Below are 21851 nucleotides of genomic sequence, written 5' to 3'. Positions count from 1 at the left end.
GTACCAGAAGTAACTCCTCCCACTACAGTTACACCATTTGTGATAGCTGTCCATGTGTAAGTGATACCACTTATATTTCCAACAATATCAACATGTACATTATTAGTACCATTTGTTGACGAACAAACCGAATTGTCTGCTACGGTAACACTCTCAATCACTGGATTAGGATTAACCGTGATTAAAATAGTTCTTGGTGTTCCATCACATCCATTAGCTCTTGGAATAATTACCATTGTAATAGTTCCAATATTCTCAGAATCTGTTAATGTAGCAATTTGGTTGATATTGGTCTCGTTACCACTAGTTACATAAGAACCTGTGATATTAGATATCGTTGCGCTCCAAGTGTAAGTTGTATTTATAACATCACTAGTTAGAACAATATCAGTAGAACTTCCTGAACAAATATTAGAACTGAAAGCTACATTTGTTATTGTTGGACTAGGAGTAATTTGTATTGTCATTTGTGTGTTTAAAGCACATTGTCCCGAATTTGGTGTAAACGTATAAGTATCTGTAGCACTATTATTAAATGCAGGTGACCAAGTTCCAGTAATACCATTATTTGATGTTGTTGGTAATGGAGAAGTAGTTGTTCCAGCACAAATTGGTAATACTTGTGTAAAAACAGGAGCTGTTCCATTTGTAAGTGTTAAAACGCCTGCTAAATTCTGAGAACCACAACCTCCATTAGTGGTAATGGTGTAAGTATAAGGAGTTCCTATAATTCCTGTAGGAATTCCGCTTATAGTAATCAAATTTCCTGATATCGTATGACTAATTCCAGTTGGTAAGCCAGTAATTGTGTATCCAGTTGCTCCATTTCCAAAAGTATAAGTTATAGGAATTATAGTAGTGTTGGTACAAACAATTTGATTTGTTGTGCTAATTGCTGAAGTTAGTGCTAAAGTAGCAGCTGGATTTACGGTTATAGTTCCATTAAGAGATATAGTTCCGCAAGAGCCACCTGAAGTAGTTACAGTGTAGTTAAAAGGGGAGCCTGTTGTTGTAGTTGGCGTTCCGCTAATAGTAACAATATTTCCAGAAACAATTGAACTTACACCAGCCGGTAAACCTGAAACAGTTACTCCAGTTGCACTTCCACCAAAAGTGTAGGATATCGGATTAATTGAAGTATTTACACAAATAGATTGATTTGTAGTAGCTACTGTTGAGTTTAGAACCAAAGTTGGACTTGGATTTACTGTGATAGTTCCGTTAAGAGTAGCTGTTCCACACGAACCTCCTGTGGTAGAAATGGAATAGGAAAAAGGAGAACCTGTTGTAGATGTGGGAGCTCCATTTATGGTAATTGTATTTCCAGAAACTGTATGACTAACTCCAGTTGGTAAACCAGTAATTGTGTATCCTGTAGCGCCATTTCCAAAAGTATAAGTTATAGGAAATATAGCAATGTTAGCACAAACAATTTGATTTGTTGTACTAGTTGCTGAAGTTAGTGCTAAACTTACAGCTGGATTAACGGTTATAGTCCCATTAAGAGATGTAGTTCCACAAGAGCCTCCTGAAGTAGTTATGGTGTAGTTAAAAGGTGAACCTGTCGTTGTAGTTGGAGTTCCGCTAATAGTAACTGTGTTTCCAGAAACAATTGAATTCACACCAGCTGGTAAACCTGAAACTGTTACTCCAGTTGCACCACCACCAAAAGTATAAGATATCGCATTAATGGAAGTATTTACACAAACAGATTGATTTGTAGTTGCTACTGTTGAGTTTAGAACCAAAGTTGGACTTGGATTTACTGTAATAGTTCCGTTTCGAGAAGCATTTCCGCATGAGCCACCAACTGTAGTAATCGAATAAGAAAAAGGAGAGCCTATTGTTGATGTGGGTGCTCCACTAATGGTAACCGTATTTCCTGAAATAGTATGATTAACTCCAGCAGGTAAACCTGTTACAGTCACTCCTGTAGCTCCGTTTCCAAATGTATAAGTAATAGGAGTTATGTTGGTATTAATACATGTTGATTGCGTATTTGTTCCAGTTGCCGAAGTTAAAGCAAGTGTTGGGGTTGGACAAGATGTAGAACAATTTACAGTTTGAGATGGAACGCAAGAAACTCCATTTGCAGTTAATGTGAAAATTACGGTTTGCCCTGGAGTTAATCCGGAAACTGTGAAATTCGAAGGGGCAAAATGTGTTCCTGTAATAGGGGTTCCGCCATCAATAGTGTAACTATAAGTAAAACTACTTTGTCCCACGTTACTAAAATCAAATGCTAAGGATGTTGGAGTTGAGTTTCCGGTATCACAAAATAAATTTAATGAACCACTATTACTAATAGTTATAGTTCCGTTTGTAGTAACATTTCCACAAGAACCTCCTGTGGTAGTAATACTATAATTGAAAGGAGAACCTGTTGTAGTAGTTGGTGTTCCACTAATAACAACATTATTTCCAGAAACAATTGAAGTGACACCAGCTGGTAAACCAGAAACATTTACTCCGGTTGCACCACCACCAAATGTATACGTTATAGATGAAATAGAAGCGCCTAAACAAACACTTTGTGTATTAGAACCAGAAGCTAATGTAAGACTTGGTCCGCCAACATTAATTATGATATTGTCTGTAATTGTAGCTGAACAGGAATTAGTTACTGATAAAGTTAAGGTTATAGAACTACCGCTGGTTGCGCTTAGAGGTACAGTATAAGAAGTGGCTAAATTATTTGGGTTTGAAAAACTTCCAGAAGCTGCTGTCCAGGTAACACTTGTTTGACCTTGAGCAGTTCCTGTTAAATTGATAATTTGCCCAGGACATGCAGTAATTGGTGTAGTTCCTGCTTCAACTGTGAAAGGAGGGATAGGGGCAGTACATCCATTATTAACATAAGAAGCGGTTCCTGAAGCAGTGAAATTTACAGTAGAACCATTTAAGTCGGATACTGAACCTCCAACTGCTCCAAAGATGTTTACTAAATTAGCTCTTTGATATGTCACAGAGTCAGAACATCCGCCACCAAAAGTAACAGCTAAAGTTCGAGTGGCTGGAGTTGCATTATAGTTCCCGAAATGCCCTGCATTTGCAGATGCTGGAGTATTTTGGAATATCATATAAATAGTAGAAGTTAAAGCTCCAAAAGAATTCAAAGTTGTATCTAAATTAGGGCTTGTAACTACAATAACAGTTGAATTAGCAGGAAGAACTCCTCCAGTGGGTTCTAAAATTTGACCACAACCACCGGCTGCTACGATAGCTGCGTTTAATTGCGAAACTTTGGCAGCTGTTGCTGCATTTTGAACCAATCCAAGCCACGTTTGTGCTGGCCAATTAACATTTAAAGTATTTGTATTTAATGCTGCTCCTCCAATTCTCATTCGAAACATTTCATTGTAAGCTTCATCTGTGGTATTGTCACACGCATCTACCAAGATACTTTCTATTTCAAAGCATTGTGAAAAGCTGTAATTTGAAAATAAAAACAAGCTTATAGATAGGGTTAAAACCTTAAAAAAATTCATGCTGTAAAAAGCTTCATTTGAAAAGCGGGTGCAAAGTTACAAAAACAACTAACGACTAATATTATGTAAGTATTAATAATATAAAAAAAGGCGTAAATTTTATTTTACGCCTTTACAAATATTATTTTGGAGGATATTGCTCCAAAATTTTTGAAACAAACTCTTTAATGCGAGCATCTTTTTTGTCTGTATTTTTTGTTAAGTAACCACTTCCTTCGCCTTGCCAAACTAATTCTTTGGTTTTAGCATCAATGATGTCTATGAAAAGAGTTCCTTCTGGAGTTGTAGTCACATTAGTATGTCCCATGCCCCACCAAGGGTTCCAACCCCAGCCAAAGCCATAGTTTTGATAAATATCTACACGTTCTCTTTCCTTTGTGAAAATACTAATCAAAACATCAGGATTTTCAGATTTGGTAAAGCCTTTGGTTGCCATTACTTCTTCTATCGAATATAAAATTCTCTTTTTATCTAAATCTGAAATTTCAGCTTTATCAATTCCGCTTTTTAAATAAGCATATGTTTTGTAGTTGGTAAAAGTTGCTTTTTTATCATAATCAGCATTCACTCTTACTGAACTACAAGAAGCAAGAGTTGCTATAAAAAGAATCGAAAGTAATTTTAACGTTTTCATAAATACAGGTTTTTAAAGTTTAAGGCTTCAAGTTTTAAAGTTGATTTCCTTTTACTTTAAACTTGAAATTATAACAATGATTCATCTACTATATTAGGGATGGTAATTTTCAATAAAGGTTGCGTCTCCATAGCTCTTTTTATTGCAAAAATGGCTCCTTCATTTCTTGCCCAACTTCTTCTTGAAATTCCGTTGTTTACATCCCAGAAAAGCATTGACTCTAAGCGTCTTGATGCTTCTTTACTACCATCAAGAACCATACCAAAACCACCGTTAATTACTTCGCCCCAACCAACGCCACCGCCATTGTGAATAGAAACCCAAGTTGCGCCTCGGAAGCTATCTCCAATTACGTTTTGAATGGCCATATCAGCTGTAAAACGAGAACCATCATAAATATTAGAAGTTTCGCGATAAGGTGAATCTGTTCCTGAAACATCGTGATGATCTCTTCCTAAAATTACGTAACCAATTTCTCCACGTGCAATTGCTTGATTGAAAGCTTCCGCGATTTTAATTCTTCCTTCGGCATCAGCATATAAAATACGAGCTTGAGAGCCCACTACCAATTTATTTTCTTGAGCACCTTTTATCCATTGAATGTTATCGGCCATTTGTTGTTGGATTTCTTCTGGCGAGTTTTTCATCATTTCTTCTAAAACATCACAAGCAATTTTATCTGTTTTAGCTAAATCTTCTGGATTTCCTGAAGCACAAACCCAACGAAATGGTCCAAAACCATAATCGAAACACATAGGTCCCATAATGTCTTGGACGTAACTTGGATATTTAAAATCGATATGGTTTTCTGCCATAATATCTGCTCCAGCACGAGAAGCTTCTAACAAAAAGGCATTCCCGTAATCAAAGAAATACGTTCCTTTTGCAGTGTGCTTGTTTATCGCTGCCGCATGACGACGTAAGGTTTTTTGAACTTCTTCTTTGAATTTCTCAGGATTATTAGCTATCATCTCATTCGATTCTTCAAATGAAAAACCAGTAGGGTAGTAGCCTCCAGCCCAAGGATTATGCAATGATGTTTGATCAGAACCTAAATCGATGTGTAAATTTTCTTGATCAAAACGTTCCCAAACATCTACTATATTTCCTAAATAAGCAATAGAAACTACTTCTTGATTTTCTAATGCTTTTCGAACTCTTGCAACAAGCAATGTAATGTCTTCTACAATTTCGTTAATCCAACCTTGTGAATGACGAATGTGTGTGATTTTTGGATTAACTTCAGCACAAACGGTCACGCAACCTGCAATATTTCCGGCTTTTGGTTGAGCGCCACTCATTCCTCCTAATCCAGAAGTTACGAATAATCCGCCTTTTGGAGATTTTTTAATTTTTCTAAATCCGTTTAAAACGGTGATTGTTGTTCCATGTACAATTCCTTGTGGACCAATATACATATAACTTCCAGCCGTCATTTGTCCGTATTGCGAAACACCTAACGCATTCATTTTTTCCCAATCGTCTGGCTTAGAATAATTTGGGATAACCATTCCGTTAGTAACCACAACCCTTGGTGCGTCTTTATGCGATGGAAATAATCCCATTGGATGACCAGAATACATGGCTAAAGTTTGCTCTTCAGTCATTTCTGCCAAATATTTCATGGTCAATAAATATTGAGCCCAATTTGAGAAAACAGCTCCGTTTCCACCATAGGTAATTAACTCATGCGGATGTTGTGCTACGGCATAATCCAAGTTGTTTTGAATCATCAACATAATCGCTTTTGCTTGTTCGCATTTTCCAGGATATTCTGAAATTGGTCTAGCATACATTTTGTAGTCTGGACGTAGGCGATACATGTAAATTCTTCCGTAAGTTTCTAATTCAGCTTTAAATTCTGGAATTAATTCAGCATGATGTTTCGCATCAAAATAGCGAAGTGCATTTTTTAAAGCTAATTTTTTTTCTTCGTTTGAAAGAATTTCTTTTCTTTTTGGTGCGTGATTTATTTCAGTTTCATACGGTTTTGGATTTGGTAAAACCGATGGAATGCCTTGTAGTATTTGTTCTTGGAATGTCATTTTTGTTGTGTTAATTCGTTTACATTATTTTTTCCTAAAGTCATAACTTAGAAAACTAGGGATAACGAATGTCTGACCTGTGATAGGACTTGTGAATTTTGATTCGGTATTTGAATAATTGTATGTCCATTTTATTTTTTCTTGGTAGTTCCGGTTTTTTTATCAAAACCATAAGGGCAATGTCTACATCCGCTTTTACAACAATAGCCTCTTTTTAGATGGTATTTTTCTGTGAAACACTTGTATCCTTCGGGTGTGTAATAGAAATCTTCACCTTCTTTTAAATTATTCGGATTTAAATCGTTATTCATATCGACAAATTTAGCAACTTTGCACGAAATGATTGTAATAGTTTTTAAATATTTAATTCCGAAAGGGTTTAGGGGTTTTACCTTTTTTCCATTTGTGTTTTTATCTGATAAAAAAGATAAATCGCATGCTGTATTATTGAATCATGAGAGAATTCATATCAAACAACAATTAGAACTTTTGATTGTTTTCTTTTTTGTTTGGTATTTTGTTGAATATTTGGTGAGGTTAATTCAATATAAAGATAGGAGAGAGGCTTATTATAATATTTCTTTTGAACGGGAAGCCTATACAAATGAAAAAGACCTCGACTATTTAAAGAAGAGGCCTTTTTGGAATTTTTTGAAGTTCTAAATTATTTCTTTTTAGGTGCTTCTTTTGTATTGTATTGAATAATTCCTTCTGGTATTCTCTCAAAGCGAACATTATTTCCATCAAAATAGATAGGAGTTCCTTCTTCTTTACCACCATCATTATTCATAACTCCATTCATGTTTTTGTCAAAATTGTTAGATAAAACAGTATCTGAAATTACTACCCCATTTTCATAACCTTTTCTAGTTCCAATTGCCGTCCAATTAAAAGATGCATTGCTTCTTCCGTTTGTGTTTTCTTTTACATAGAAACCATCATTTGTAACTTTACTAATATAAACACCATTAGTTTCTCCAGTAGGAGTAATGGTAATATTAATTGCTTCATTGTTAGAAACTAAATTTTTGAATGCTTCTTTGAATGTAATGTAACTTTCTCCATTAGAAAGTTTTCCTACACCTCTTGTTGTTACATCTACTTCAGTAGAAGTTGCGGTATATGAGATTGTTCTTTGTGCATTATTTGTTTCTGTTAATTGTACAATTGGTTCGTTTGTAATTGTATTTCCTTGAACATACATTCCAAATTCATCACCTTGTGTCATTAATCCAAATTGATTTCCTTTAACGTAACCACCCATAAAACCACCATTAATTCCTAGACCAATTTTGTTGTTAGCTATATTTGAATTAGAAAGTCTACCAGTTCCATTTCCATAATCATTGTTTGTTGTTCCTGCATATACACTATAATTTGTACCGTTTTTTGATTTATATCCTAAAATACCAAAATCACCACTTGCACTAGTTCCTAATACTCCTCCGGTTGCATCTGGTTGGCCAGCACCCCCGTTTAATAATAATATATCTCCAATAACACCAAACTGATATGTATTAGTAGAAACAGAAGTAGCTCTTGTTCCAATATTACCATATACTCCTGCAATTGCAGGTGCTGAAGAATTATAGGCACCTCCACCTAATCCTGTACCAATTGTAATATTATTATTTTCTCCTAAAACAGGTGTAGCAACTATTTTACCAGAAACTGTTTCATCAATAATACCATGTACACCGATTGGAATTTTTGTAATTGAAGCATCAGTAGCTCCATCGGCTTGACCTAATACACCTTCTCCAGTTTGTACAAAGCTTGAAATTGTGCCCGATTGAGTTAAACCAACTACTCCATATCCAGTTTTGTTTGAAACTCCAAATACACCAATACCACTATCGTCAGCATAACCAGAAATTGCTCTTTTCTTAGTGTTATTTGGATAACCATTTACTGTTTGAAATGAAGATGCAGAAGTATGTGATGAAAAACTATCTCTAGAATCTTCTCCAGATGCTTTTCCAATTACAGTATTTCCTTCTACTCTTAATCCATTTGTTGGTGCGGCATTTGTTGATGCGTAAGTTGCACCTATACTGACATTACTATTTTCTCTTACTCTTAATCCTTCAACACCATTAGTTGTTAATCCTAAATTGTCTGCTGCAGAGCGAAACACTCCTGTGTTAGAATCTGCATTCCAAGAGAAAGCGGGTTCTGTATTAGTTCCTGCAAAGTAGGACTGAACTTGACCATTAGTGTTAGATATATTTAACCTATCATTTCCTCCAGTTTTTATTCTTAAATCTTGAGCATCACTAGTTCCTATGTAATTTGTTCCAGGTGTAGTTCCTGAATTTCCAGTTAAAGCCCAATCATTAGAACTACCAGTTGCAACTCTTACCCATAATGTCCCGTTCCAATAATAAAAACCAGGAGTAACTTGGTTAGGCCCTACTGCAGATGTAGCTGTGTTATAAACTAATTCAGATTCTGTTGGAGTTGTTACAGTTGCCACATTAGTAGCGGTTAAGACTATTCTCGGAATTAATAAACCATCATTTGTTGATGTTATGTCAAGTGCTCCGGCAGGTGAAGTTGTGCCAACACCCACTTGTGCTGTTATGTTTGCACCAATAAGCAATGTAGAAATGATAAATAATACTTTTTTCATATAATAAGTTTTCAAATATAGGGGTTTTTAAAACGGGTGCAAAGGTATGATTTTAATAATCAAGTCCAAAATATTATAACAAAAATTAAAAAAAGTGTTATTTTTTTTGATTTTTAATTAAATATGGAATCTAAGACATAAAAGAAAAAGCCCCAACATTACGTTGGGGCTTTTTCTTTATTAAAGTTTTTATTTGTTTAGTAAATCGCTTTTTTACTAATAACAGTTCCGTTAGATAATGTTACTTGAATAATCAAACCAGCATTGTTTTTTTGAATGGTACTTAAAGGTACTTCATATCCATCAACATTTGGATAATACGCTAAATGTCTTCCTAAAACATCAAAAACACGCACAGATTTAATTTCGTTTTTAGTTGATTTTACTGATAAAACATCTGAACTAATAATCCATAAATTTGCTTCATCAGCTATTAAATCGTCTCCGCCCAAGGTTTCATTTGTATATCTTAGTACAAAGCGAGTTGTGTAATTTCCTGCATCTGCTGTAAAGCTGTATGGATTTTGTCTTAAATCATGAATGATATTAGTTGCTTTATCTTCTAAATAGATGTTTTGATTTGTATCAGTAAAGAAACCATCAACTGCTGCAATTCCAATAGTGTAATTACCATTTTGAGGAATTTTTATTCCCATAGGAACTCGGTCTTCTTGGTCAAATGGTAAAGTTCTACCTTGAATTTTCATAAACTCATCTCCAATAGCTGAATATAAATTTAAACTTAATTTCTCATCAGTAATCGCATCAAACATACGATCTCTATTATTGGTAGCTCCATCTGCATAAGCAACTAAATTTCTTACGTTTGAACCATTTGCTGCAATTAAATCTAACCAAATTCTACCATTGTCATCAGATGTTCTAAAGAATTGAGTGTTGTCATATGCACTACTTCTCATTGAATTGTTAAAAGTAACATTTTCAGAAGTAGACGCAGAAGTGTGATTCATTAATACAAAGAATCCTTGACCAGCCCCAATATAACCTCCAAATGCACCAGGACCAGCTGAAGCGCCTGAACTATTGTAAGTGATATAATCTCCAGGCGTATAATTATAAACATAATTATTGTAAAAAGGATCTGCAATAGCTGAACTTGGTAAAGTTCCATGTGTCCAAACGTTTATAAAACCATCAATATTAGTGTTTAACGTTAAGAAGTCAATTGCGTCTACTGCAGAAGGATATGGATTTCCAATTAAATTCCAGTTGTCGTCATTGTTTGTTCCAGGAGTTGTTGAAACACCTGTTGCATAAGAACCTCCGTTCCAAGTGCCTCTTGAGATAGGTGTAGTAATAGTTCCATTATTTGGTGTTCCTATAAACACGGCATTGAATGGAGCTAGAGTAGTTGTATAACTATCTGGACCTCTAACAATGTAACCTTTTCCTAATGCCATAATCTCATTTGCGCCTACCCAATTTCCAAAACCGTTTGTATTGGTTGGAATTGTTGGTGTCCATTTGTATTTATTACCAGTAGTACCAGTAGAAACATTACTCAAATTGAAATTTGTCACCGGTGAAGACCAATACACATAATCTAATTTACGGATGTCTGCCGTTCTAGTCATATTCATTGTTCCTTGATTCACATCATTGTTAATTTGAATCAAACTAGCGCTATTTTGTAAAACTAAATTACCAGTAGTATTGATGTTAACCCAGTCTGTAATTGTTAAATAATTATCAGGAGTAACAGTTAAAGTTGCATTATTATCAACAGTCAAGTTTAAACCTAAAGCATTAAAGTTAGTGCCTGAAATAATTGGGTCGTTAGCTGTGTCAGGAATCACTACACAGTCTGAAGCTGTTGGAACACCAGCAGGAGTCCAGTTGTTAGCTACGTTCCAGTTTGTACTTACAGAACCATCCCAAACTTTTGCGCCATTAATAGTAACAGTAGTTTCGTCTGTTTCTATAATAGTTCTTCCATCACATAAAGTATAAGTGATTTCAGCTGTATAGGTAGTAGTAGAAGTAGGGCATACTTGAAGTGTTGGAGTAGTTCCAATAACAGGACCTGATGTTCCTGATCCTTCATGCCATTCTAGAGTTGCAATTGAAGCACCATCTGGCACAAAACGCCAAGCTTCTCCTGTGGCTTCCCAGTTAGTATCTAATCCATTTCTTCCTGGAGGAACAACTGCTAATGTACCATCGCTATTTTGTAAACCAATAATAGCATTACCGCCATTCCAAGGACTAATGTTGTAATTGTCAATTTTTTTCTCTTTTACATATACTTCAATAATGTTTGAGTTTTCATACAACACAATCATTCCCGAATAAAGAATAGCATTGTTTGAAAACATAGGAACATTATTGTAAGCAACAACTAAAGCTCTACACCCAGTTGATAATGTTACTAATTCCCAACCAAATTGGCCACCATACGTGGAGTTGATGTCATGATAAACACCATAAATAGTGTTGTTAAATAAAGCGCCTGTAGTACTTGGTAAATTATTTGCGAATGAATAACCTGCGTAAGCTCCAACTAATGAGGTGTCAAATGTCAAAGCCCCATTTGGACCAGGTAAAACTCGGTCATATGTATTTCCAAAATAACAAAAATCGAAAGGTAAATCAACAACTTGATTACTCCAATAATCATCTGTACCTAAAACAATAGGGTTTGCTAATCCTGTGAAAGCAAATGGTGGATTATATGCAATTGGCTCAACAATATAATTTGTGGTGTTTCCTAAATCTAAATAGGTAGCTTCTAAGTCAACACAAGTTGATGCTGCAGTACAATTGATAGCTGCAGGATCGGCTCCATTTAATCCTAAACCTCCAGATTCTACATTTGGACAACCTGTTTCTACATCACTAACTGCCATAGTTGTAAACGTTGCTGTTGTAGAATTGGCTGATTGACTACTATTTGTACAAGTAACTCTCAATCTCCATAGTATCACTCCACTTGCAGGAGCGGTAGCTGTATAGTTTGCATAAGAACTAGTTGGTGCGCCAACATTAGTCCATGTAGCTCCAGCATCAGTACTAGATTGCCATTGAAAAGTTAAATTAGATGCAATTGAATAACCTGTAGCTGCAACGATGTAGGTTGAACCTGGCCATCCTGTATTAGGAGTTGCAGTAGCAGTTCCTGCATTTGGTGTTCCTGTACATGCTGCAGGTGCTACTACATTTATAGTATAATCCTCAGCTTCGGTGTAAGTGTTAGAGCCACAAGCAGTAGGGTTTTCATCTAAGTAGTTTGCGACTACTCTCATTCTGTGATTACCAACTGTTGTTCCTCCTGGAATTGTTATTGTTCCAGTGGCTGATCCAACATAGACACCACTTGCATATACTAACTCACCAGCATCATTAAAATCTAAATCGTTATTCCAGTCTACATAAATGTTAATTCCATGAGTTCCAGAACTCATCGTGGTTGAAAAATTGAAAGACTGTCCTAATATTTGTGTAACAATATCTGTACCAGAGTAATTAGCATAACCTCCAGCTGTGTAATTTGAATTTCTATTAATATTAGTGCTACCACCAGTAGTTGAGAAGTTACTTATCCAATAAGAACTACTTGAGGTAGTAAAAGTACAATAACCTGTTGTGGCAGAACCGCTTGTATAAGCGCTCCAACAACCATTATTGGCTCTGATTCTATAATAGTAAGTTGTATTTGAAGTTAAACCTGCAACGTTTTGTGAAGTTGTAGGGTCATTAATTGTAAAAGGTGAACCAGCTACATTAGCTGTAAATCCAGCATCAGTAGTAACTTGTAATTGGTATGTAACAGCGTTAATTCCGCCTCCCAAAGAAGAAGGCCATGAGAAGTTAATACTAGTTAAGGTACTTGCAGTGTTTACTGGTGAAGGTGATGCTGGGCATGTTACCGCATTTCCGGTTAAAGGACTAGAAGTATTGTATAAAGGACCTCCTGAACATGCGGTATTATTGTAAGCATAAATATAATAGTAATAACGAGTATTACCAGTTAATCCCGTTCCAAGAATGGTTGTTGACGCTCCGTTTTGAACTAAAGTTAATCCGGCTCCTAAAGTTCCGATGTTAGCACCTGTGTAAACTACACCATTTACTGGTGCAGATGGAGGAGTAGCTGAAGTAGAGCGAATAACTAAGAATCCGTCTGCTGTTCCTGAAAAAGTAGCAGGAAAGGAATTCGAAGTAATGGTTCCTGCTGTAAATACTGATGCTTGTGAGCCAGGAGTTGTACAAACTGGATCGGTCGAAATACAAATATCAAATGTTGTGTTTTGACCTGACGAACTTCCCCAAGAATAAATTTGTAAGTAATAAGTGTTTCCAGGAGTCAATCCTGTTACTACGCTGGTATTTGGATCAGAACACAAAATTGCAGCTCCTAAACTACCACATGTGCCACTATAAACGGCGTGATATAAATCTGTAGTACTTCCAACTACATTCAATAATTCAATATGATGTGTAGTTGAAGTAGCAACAAAGCTGTACCAAACGTCATCATCGTCAGTTCCTCCACAACCACTTGTCGTAACTCCAGAGTCTGTAGCTCCTATGATACTACCAGCTACAGTAGAAGTACAAGTTCTTGTTGGGTTAACAGGTACGCTGATAGCACCTGCGCAATTATCATTTGTTATTGGTGCAATACAAGTTCTAGAAATGGTAAAAGTTCCTGTTGTTGTACTTCCGGAAGAATAATGTGCAACATAAACATAGTAAGTTACTCCTGCTGTTGCAGTAAATGTATAAGTTTCTATGCCACCACTTAATCCGCTATCTTGACATGCTAAATTTGTAAATGTTCCACAGCTTCCTGAAGAAATTGATAATTCATGATCATAGCCAGCTCCTGCTGTTGATGATATTGATGTTAGTTGTCCATCACCTACAAAAGTGTACCAAGCGCCATAATTTGAAATTAAGCATCCTGTACCATGAGGAGTATTTGAAGAGCCAACAGTTGTACCTGCTAGATTTGTCGTTCCACAAGGAAGATTTCTTGCTGTTGCACAAGTGAAGTTTGAAGTAGAAGTTACTGTAAAAGTAGCCGTTGTTGAGTTAGAACTTTGCCCACTAGCAGTACATGTTACAACTAATCTCCAAATTACAGTTCCAGATGCTGGAGCCGTAGCAGTAGTATTAGAATAAGTGCTTGACGAAGTTCCAACATTTACCCATCCAGCGCCATTAGTATTGGATTGCCATTGATAAGTAATGCCTGAACCTGTAGCATGACCTGTATTTGAAACTGTATAACTTGAACCAGCCGCACCAGAAGTTGGTGAAACAGAAGTTGTACCAGCTGTTGGGGTTCCTGTGCAAGCGGCAGGTGTAGTGTCATAAACACAAACTGTTCCTGTCCAGGCATTTGTATTTACGTTTGTTCGTCCAATTCTAATATAATATGTAGTGTTTGGTAAAACGGTTGGGTTTAATGATATTGCTGTATTTTGGCCTGCATTATTACATGCGACTTGAGTAAACCCACTACAATTTCCGGAATATATTGCTACAACCCAAGGTCTGTTTGTTGTAGCGTTTAATGTTATCTGGTTTGTAGTTGCTCCAGTTGTAAATGTGTACCAACCATCTCTTGATGCAGTGACTGTGTTACAAAGTGCAGGGTCTGCAGCGCCAGTTTCTACTGTATTAGCTGTAAAGGTAAAAGCAGTGTTTGTACAAGTTGTTCCTAGTGTTAAGGCAGTTGCACTCGAGCAATTATCATTTCCACTTTGCGCAAACGTAATAGTAGTAAAAATAAAAAATAGAAAAACCAGAAAGTTTTTCCAAGAGTAGGGAAGAGTTTTCATTTTAAGTTAATAAATTGTAGTTTATAGTTGATTGTGTTGATTTTGACACAAAAATACTTTTTTATGTGAATTGAGCAAGCTTAAAATGAAACATTTGTTAAGAAAACGTTATTTTGTTGATAACTTTAGAAGGCTATATCGATAAATAAACACTTTTCATTTTTTTAAGTTGTATTGGTTGCGGATTTGGTAAAACAAAAAAAAGGCTAACATAATTGTTAGCCTTTTTTAAATTATTTTGAGATTTTTAATTAGAAAATCACTTTGTAAGTTTTGGTTGCACCATTGTCAAGTTTAACTTCTACTAATAAAGCAGTTTGAGTTTTTGCAATGTTTTTGCTAGTAAATGTTTCTGAATTTACATTATCAAATGTTCCTAAAACGCGTCCTAATAAATCATAAATTTTAACAGATTTAATAGTTTGATTCGTTGCAGTAATGTTGATAAATTCATTTGTATAAACAGTTACTGCATTAGCAGTAAAGTCTTCATTTCCTAAAGTCGCATTATTGAATTTCAAAACAAAACGATTTTCGTAGTTACCTACTGCTCCAGTAAAACTATACGGAGCAACACGTAAATCGTGAGTTATTCCTAATGTTTTATCTTCTAAATAAATGTTTTGAGCAGTATCTGTAAATAGACCATCAACTGTTGAAATTCCTAAAGTGTGTATTCCATTTTGTGAGATTTTAACCCCTAATGGTATTAAATCTTCATTATTAAATGGCAATGCCTTACCTTGAATATTTAATTTGTCTGCATTTGAGAAAGAATACAATTCAAAATTCGTTTTTACATCTAAAGCAGGTGCATCAAACATACGGTCTAGTTCATTAGTTGCACCAGCTATATAACCAATCAAAGTTGTGCTTGAAGTTGAAGAAGGTGTAATTAAATTTAACCAAATTCTGTGTTTTTCTTCACTACCCGCGTCGGTTACATTCGCGTTTCTGTAGAAAATATCATTTCTGTAATCATTTCTTCTCATGCTATTATTGAAAACTACATTTTCGGTTGTAGCGGCAGAACTGTGGTTCATTAATACAAAGAATCCTTGACCTGCAGCAATATTTCCATTTCCAATTGCTGGATTAGCTCCAGTAGCATTGTAAGTTACATAATCTCCAACAGTATAGTTTTGAGCATAATTGTTGTAAAACGGATCAGATGTAACCGCTGATGGTAAAGTACCATGTGTCCAATACTTGATGAATCCTGCAATGTTTGTATTAGTAGCTAAGAATAAATTAGCATTTACAGCTGAAGGATATGGGTTACCAATTAAATTCCAGTTGTCATCATCTCTTGTAGCTAGAGTTGCTGATGCTCCTGTTGCATAATCAGCACCATCATAAATACCTCTGCTTATAGGCATATTGATAATACCATTATTAGGAACACCTACAAAGTTAGCGGTAAAGTTTTGAAGAACTGTAGTGTACGTATTAGGGCCTCTTACAATGTAACCTTTTCCGGCTACCATTGCTTCGTTAGCTGCTGTCCAGTTACCCCAACCATTAAGATTAGTTCCAATTGTTGGAATCCATTTGAATCTATATCCAGCCGATGTACCAGGCGATACTGCGCTTACTTGGAAATTTGCTACTGGTGAAGACCAATACACATAATCTAGTTTTCTTAAGTTGACATTTCTTCTCATTGAAATGTTACCACTATTAGCTAAATTGTTAACTTGAATTAAACTTCCTGAGTTTTCAATATTGAATGTTCCTCCAGCATCAACAGTAACGTTATCAGTTACAGTTAAATCATTACCTGGATGTATTGTAAGTACTCCAGAAGGTCTAACAGTTACGGTTTTTGCAAAACCATCATTAGTTGCAGTATTAATATTTGAAGTATTAATAGCTGGAGTTCCTGGGTATATAAATACACAAGTATTTGCATCTGGTACACCTACTGGTTCCCAGTTGTTTGCGTTGTACCAATTGTTGTCAACATTACCCTTCCAAAGTTTAGTTTTATTATTAATTACAATAAATTCTGATATTGGACATCCATTACCAAGTGTTGCATTTGCTGTAAACGACCATGAAGTTGAAGCTAACTGTAAAGCCGTAGGTCTAACATACACAGTTGATACTGCTTGTGCTACGTAAGGTGTTGAACAAGCTGGGTCGATAAATGCATCAACTGTTCCACCTGTCCATGTAAATGTTGTGTTTAATGGACGCGTACCATATAATTGTACATCATCAATAGCCCAGCCATTACACCATGCTGATCCTCCAGCCAGGTAATATCTAAAGCGAACCATTAAACTTGGTTGTCCGGCAAATGCAGATAAATCTATATTTACGGTCGAGAATTGCCCAGCAAATCCTTGGTTTGACGTATAAGTTGCTAAAGTTGTTGGCCAAGAAGCCCCACCATCTGTTGAAACATCAACATAACCAAATTGTACAGGCTCTCCTGGATAATAAGAGAAATGATGTCTAAAGCTTAATGTTAAATCACTGTAAGCAGATGCGTCTAATACAGCTGTTCTAAGTTGTGTGTCTTTAGGGTTTGGTGCTGTAAAATCGGAATTAGCTAAAGCAAATCCATTTCCAATAGCTCTTGATGTAAGGGCTGGTTTCCATACAGATCCAACTGGAACATACGGACTTGTTCTTCCTGTCCATTGCGTGTCAACGTTTGCTTGACCTGCTACGTTGAATCTTACCATTGTTCCCAAACCACCTTCAAATTCTTCATTAACTAAGTAGTCAATTACTTCGTCACCACCTGCGTCAATTTGAACAACATTATTTTCACCACACACTTCTGGAACAGAAGGTGTAACTACAATGTTAGCTGTAGGATTTACAGTTGCTATAATTTCTTCTCTATACCATGATTCACAACTTCCGTTAAAAGCAGTAACATAATATTTAGTAGTTGCAGTTAAGAAAGGAGTTGTCCAGTTAGTTGTTCCTGGTACAGCTGCTTGCGTTCCTATTAAGTTACCACCATATAATGAATCGTAAAATCTAAATTCAGTTACTCCAGCAGAACCTTCTACTCCCAAAACAACTGTTCCGTTATCACATCGTGATCCATCGTATAGAGCAACTGGTTTTGCTAAACAGTCTGCAACTACAACTAATCTGTAATCCTCTGTTTCACCTGTTGGATAAGGCGAGGTACAAGGATTAATTGCAGATACTGTTTCGTGTGTTCTGATTCTTATTCTGTACGTTCCTAATGGTTGTGCTGGCGGAACTACAAATCCTCCTGTTCCTTCAATGGTTTGAACGGCAGTAGAGGTATAAACAGCCTCTCCACCATCTACGAAGTCTCCATCATTGTTCCAGTCAACCCACATGCTAATAAACTGTCTTGAAACTCTTAGTAAATAATCGATTGCAACACCACCTCCTGGAATTTGAGTAACTGGGGTAGAAGCAGTATAGTCGGCATAGCCACTTGGAGCTCTACCAGTTCCCATATTATTTAAGTTAGTAATTGCTCCAACTGTGAATATGTTTTCAATATATCGTGTACTTACGTTAGATGTGGCTATACAGTAAGGATCAGTAGCAGTTGTAGTAATGCTTCCGTTTAAGTTTCCTAAATATAAAGGGCCTCCAATACATAATCTATTAAATGAGAATACGTATATGTAATAAGTAGTTGAGTTTAATAGTCCTGATGCAGAAAAAGAATTATTAGTTCCATTTGCAACTACAGTATAACCAGCACCCACTGTAGCTCCAACTGCATAACTTGTACCGTTTGCAGGAGTAGGGGCAACTGGGTTAGTACTAACAACTACAAGGTAGTTGTCAGGTTGTGGAACCGCATGTGTAAATGCTCCTGAAATTACAGTACCTGTTGCTGTTAAAGATAATGCAGTAGGTAATGCAGTAGGTGCCACACAAGGAATATTACAATTTCCGCTGTAAGTTACATTTAGTACAAAACCTGATGCTACAACAGAACCGTTTGATACAAATCTTACTGTTATGGTTTGCCCAGGTGTTCCTGTGTAATTAATAGTTCCAGTTCCTGTGTAAACTGCTAATTGTGTTCCTAAAATTCCTACACCGTCATATAAGATGATACCATCACTACCACTTTGAGTATCATAGGTTCCGCTGATGTTTACAACAGCAGTTGAAGTAACATTTAATGCAGACCAATCATCTCTAGCATTTCCATAGTTTGCATCACCTGCATGGTCTTTTAATACTACATTGGTACCACAATTTACATTGTTCGTGCCAAGGCCGCTAACTAAAACTTGATTAGCAACTAAAACTTCGGCTACAGTTGAGTTAGCACTTAAGCTACTATTTGTACAAGTAACAACACATATATAATAGGTAGGTGTCGCTAAGTTTGGTGTTGTATAGGTCGCAGTTGTTGCTCCACTTCCGCCAACAACATTTGTATAAGGTCCAGCCGGAGCTGTTGCTTGTTGCCATTGGAACGTGATTCCTAAATTTGTAGAATAACCAACTACAGATATATTTGTAGAAGTTCCTGTAGTTATTGTTTGAGTTGCTGGTGTTGCTGTACCCGCTAAAGGCATTCCAGTACAATTTGCAGGCTCAATGATATTTAAACTATAATCTTCTGCTTGTCCAAAACCAGCACCAGTTTGACAAGCTGAAGTTGGATAGCCACCAAATCTTTTCATAATACGCATTCTGGCAACACCTGTTGTGGCACCAGCTGGAATTGTAATAGGTAGTGTTGCTATTCCGGTTGCAGAGTTAGTTATGGTTCCTATATCGAAACTCTCTCCAGCGTCAAGGAAATCACCATCAATATTCCAGTCAACATAAGCTCTTATGTTGTTTGTGAAATTTCCACAAGTGTTTCCTGTTACAGATAGGTTATAAATAGAAGATTTAATAACTGTTGTGCTTGTTCCAGAGAAGTCTTCATATTGTAAACCAGCACTACAAACATTTGCACTTGTATTGTTAATTGTATTAAAAGTTACATTACTAATTGGTTCAACTCCACTTGTGAAAGTTGGTACACAATAAGAAGGTACACATGGCGCTGCAGCTGTTGTAAAAGAGAAAGTTGCAGAAGTAACTGCGTTTCCACAAGCATTTATAGCAACCACTCTCCAAAAGTATGTTGTACTTGCTGCTAAAGCTCCTGTGTTATATGAATTTGTAGCTACGTTAGCAGTAACTGTTCCAGGAACACTTCCTGCTCCAAAATAAACATCGTAAGAAGAAGCGCCGCTTGAAGCTCCCCAAGAAATACTTGAAATTGCTCCTACACCAGAATAACAAATTCCAGTAGCGGCATTTGTTGGTGTTGGGCCAGTAACTACTACCGGTACGGTTGTTACGGTTAAGTTTGTAGTTGTACTACATCCTGAAACCGTATAAACTACGGTTACATCTCCTGCTGTAACACCTGTTGCTACACCAGTAGCAGGGTTTATTGTAGCAGAACCTGTACCGTTAATAATAGACCATGTTCCTCCTCCAGTTGCGTTAGTAAAAGCTGGCGTATTAGCACCAGTACAAACTGTAATAGCGCCACCGCCAATTGCTGGTGGGGGTGCAACTACCGTTACATTGAATGTAGCAGGAGTACATGTCCCAATAGTATATCTTACGGTTACAGTACCAGGTGAAGTTCCTGTAAGAACTCCTCCACCAGTTATAGTTGCCGTACCTGTTCCGTTTAGTACAGACCATGTTCCGCCTGCATTTGGATTTGTAAAGGCAGGAGTTGATGCTCCATTACATACTGTTGCTGAACCACCTGCTATTGCGCCAGGGGTTTGTTCTATTGTTATAGTTCCAGAATTCACGAAACATCCTGTTGGTAATGTATATCTTACGGTAACTGTACCTGCAGTTGTGCCTGTTAAAACACCGCCTACTGAAATACTAGCAGTTCCTGTTCCAGGAATTACAGACCAAGTTCCTCCACCTGTTGCACTTGTAAATGCTGGTGTAGAAGCGCCTGTACAAACAGTTGCTGAACCACCAGCTATAGCTGCTGGTAAAGGATTAACAGTTAAAGTTTGTCCATTATTAGTTCCGTTAGGGTTTGTTATAACTACTGTTCCTGAAGTTGTTCCAGCTGCGATAACAGCTGTTATAGTTGTTGCATTCACTACAGTTACACTTGTACAAGCAGTTCCGTTTACGGTAATTGTTGTTGCTCCAAGGTTAAAATTAAATCCAGTTATTGTGATTGTACTACCTACACAAACTGGATTAGGAGTAATGTTTGTTACTCCAATATATTGAAAAGATACTTGGCCATTTGCTCCTGCGCCACCTGGTTGGTTACCGCCTCCGCGTTCACCACCACCACCACCGCCACCTGGAATTGTTCCTGGTAATCCTGGGTTATTTGTTTGACCATTACCACCAGCACCAAATATTCCAATAACAGTAGCAGAGTTACCTCCGTTTCCACCCGAAGCTCCGCCCAAGATACCATTACTTCCTGTGTTGTTTGTTGTTCCGCCAGAAGCAGTACCTCCTGCGCTATTAACAGGAAGGTTCAATGCTAATGCATTTGCTCTACCTCCAGTACCTCCATTTGCAATCATGTTAGTAGCAGGTGCTAATGAAGTTATGTTTGATAACCCACCGTTACCTCCCGTTGCCCCAGCGGCTCCAGCAGTACCAGCACCACCAACGGTGTATGTAAAAGTAGTTGTTCCTCCAGTTACTGCAATAACTCTAGTAGTAGCACCACCACCACCACCACCGTTACCACCAGCTCCGTTTGTGCTTGAGCCACCACCACCACCACCAGCACCCCATGCAGAAGCTGTTACTGAGGTTACTCCAGCAGGAACGTTAAAAATTTTAGCAGCTCCAGCGACATTGTCATTTCCTGGAAATTGTCCAAAAGCATCAGAAAATCCAAAAAGTGTAAAAAATATCACAAATAAGCTGATTGTTTGTGTTTTACCTTTCAGAAAAAAGTTATTCCATGCAAGTGTTAGTGCATTAGAATGGGTTAATAAATTGTAATTCTGTTTCATAAATAGGGGGTTTGTATTCTTTGTTTTGATTTTTTTTATCTTTTTTAAATCCAAGATTTGAATTTCCTCGTAAATGAATGAAATGCTAATTTTAGACTATACAAAAACAAATATAGCAATAAAATAGAATATTTTACATCACAATTAAAGGTGGTTTTGTGAAAACCTTGCATTGTTGGTAAAAAACAGCAAAAAAATCGATAAAATGTATAAAAAAATCGATGAAATGCATTGTTTGAATTGATTTTTTTAATTCAAT

The 21851-nt window shown here is 36.6% G+C and carries 8 protein-coding genes; 1 reads left to right on the top strand and 7 read right to left on the bottom strand.

Going from position 1 to position 21851, the window contains the following annotated elements; translation table 11 throughout:
* The 4 genes from C8D80_RS11930 to C8D80_RS11915 all read right to left on the bottom strand — a co-directional run.
* Positions 1-3488 (bottom strand): beta strand repeat-containing protein (locus C8D80_RS11930; RefSeq protein WP_317125881.1); only part of this gene is annotated, 3488 nt, incomplete at its 3' end.
* 121 nt (positions 3489-3609) lie between these two features.
* Complete coding sequence (locus C8D80_RS11925; protein ID WP_133610691.1) at positions 3610-4122, bottom strand: DUF4136 domain-containing protein; 513 nt, start codon at positions 4120-4122, stop codon at positions 3610-3612.
* A gap of 68 nt (positions 4123-4190) precedes the next feature.
* Complete coding sequence (locus C8D80_RS11920) at positions 4191-6167, bottom strand: urocanate hydratase (RefSeq protein WP_133610689.1); 1977 nt, start codon at positions 6165-6167, stop codon at positions 4191-4193.
* Between the two features lie 131 nt (positions 6168-6298).
* The gene (locus C8D80_RS11915; protein WP_111567629.1) at positions 6299-6478 is read right to left on the bottom strand and encodes a DUF5522 domain-containing protein; all 180 of its coding nucleotides are present in this window, start codon (positions 6476-6478) and stop codon (positions 6299-6301) included.
* A gap of 28 nt (positions 6479-6506) precedes the next feature.
* Between C8D80_RS11915 and C8D80_RS11910 the strand changes: the two genes are divergently transcribed.
* On the top strand, positions 6507-6830 hold the full coding sequence (locus tag C8D80_RS11910) for a hypothetical protein (RefSeq protein WP_133610687.1): 324 nt from the start codon (positions 6507-6509) through the stop codon (positions 6828-6830).
* Position 6831: 1 nt separating this feature from the next.
* On the opposite strand, the gene C8D80_RS11905 is transcribed toward C8D80_RS11910, so the two are convergent.
* The 3 genes from C8D80_RS11905 to C8D80_RS11895 form a co-directional block, all read right to left on the bottom strand.
* Positions 6832-8799: a hypothetical protein gene (locus C8D80_RS11905; RefSeq protein ID WP_133610685.1), complete on the bottom strand. Its 1968-nt coding sequence runs from the start codon at positions 8797-8799 to the stop codon at positions 6832-6834.
* A 197-nt stretch (positions 8800-8996) separates the two neighbouring features.
* Positions 8997-14606, bottom strand: a complete 5610-nt coding sequence (locus C8D80_RS11900; protein ID WP_133610683.1) for a GEVED domain-containing protein — start codon at positions 14604-14606, stop codon at positions 8997-8999.
* A 251-nt stretch (positions 14607-14857) separates the two neighbouring features.
* Positions 14858-21592 carry a GEVED domain-containing protein gene (locus tag C8D80_RS11895; RefSeq protein ID WP_133610681.1) on the bottom strand — a complete coding sequence of 2245 codons (6735 nt, stop codon included), beginning with the start codon at positions 21590-21592 and terminating at the stop codon, positions 14858-14860.
* Positions 21593-21851 lie beyond the last annotated feature (259 nt).

It is taken from the genome of Flavobacterium cheniae (assembly GCF_004363695.1).
Lineage (GTDB): Bacteria > Bacteroidota > Bacteroidia > Flavobacteriales > Flavobacteriaceae > Flavobacterium > Flavobacterium cheniae.
This window is presented reverse-complemented; position numbering and strand designations above follow the sequence as displayed.

Bases quoted from the DNA above. Each gene is read 5' to 3' on its own strand.
- C8D80_RS11925 (WP_133610691.1), bottom strand. From the start codon at position 4,122: ATGAAAACGTTAAAATTACTTTCGATTCTTTTTATAGCAACTCTTGCT.
- C8D80_RS11920 (WP_133610689.1), bottom strand. From the start codon at position 6,167: ATGACATTCCAAGAACAAATACTACAAGGCATTCCATCGGTTTTACCA.
- C8D80_RS11915 (WP_111567629.1), bottom strand. From the start codon at position 6,478: ATGAATAACGATTTAAATCCGAATAATTTAAAAGAAGGTGAAGATTTC.
- C8D80_RS11910 (WP_133610687.1), top strand. From the start codon at position 6,507: ATGATTGTAATAGTTTTTAAATATTTAATTCCGAAAGGGTTTAGGGGT.
- C8D80_RS11905 (WP_133610685.1), bottom strand. From the start codon at position 8,799: ATGAAAAAAGTATTATTTATCATTTCTACATTGCTTATTGGTGCAAAC.
- C8D80_RS11900 (WP_133610683.1), bottom strand. From the start codon at position 14,606: ATGAAAACTCTTCCCTACTCTTGGAAAAACTTTCTGGTTTTTCTATTT.
- C8D80_RS11895 (WP_133610681.1), bottom strand. From the start codon at position 21,592: ATGAAACAGAATTACAATTTATTAACCCATTCTAATGCACTAACACTT.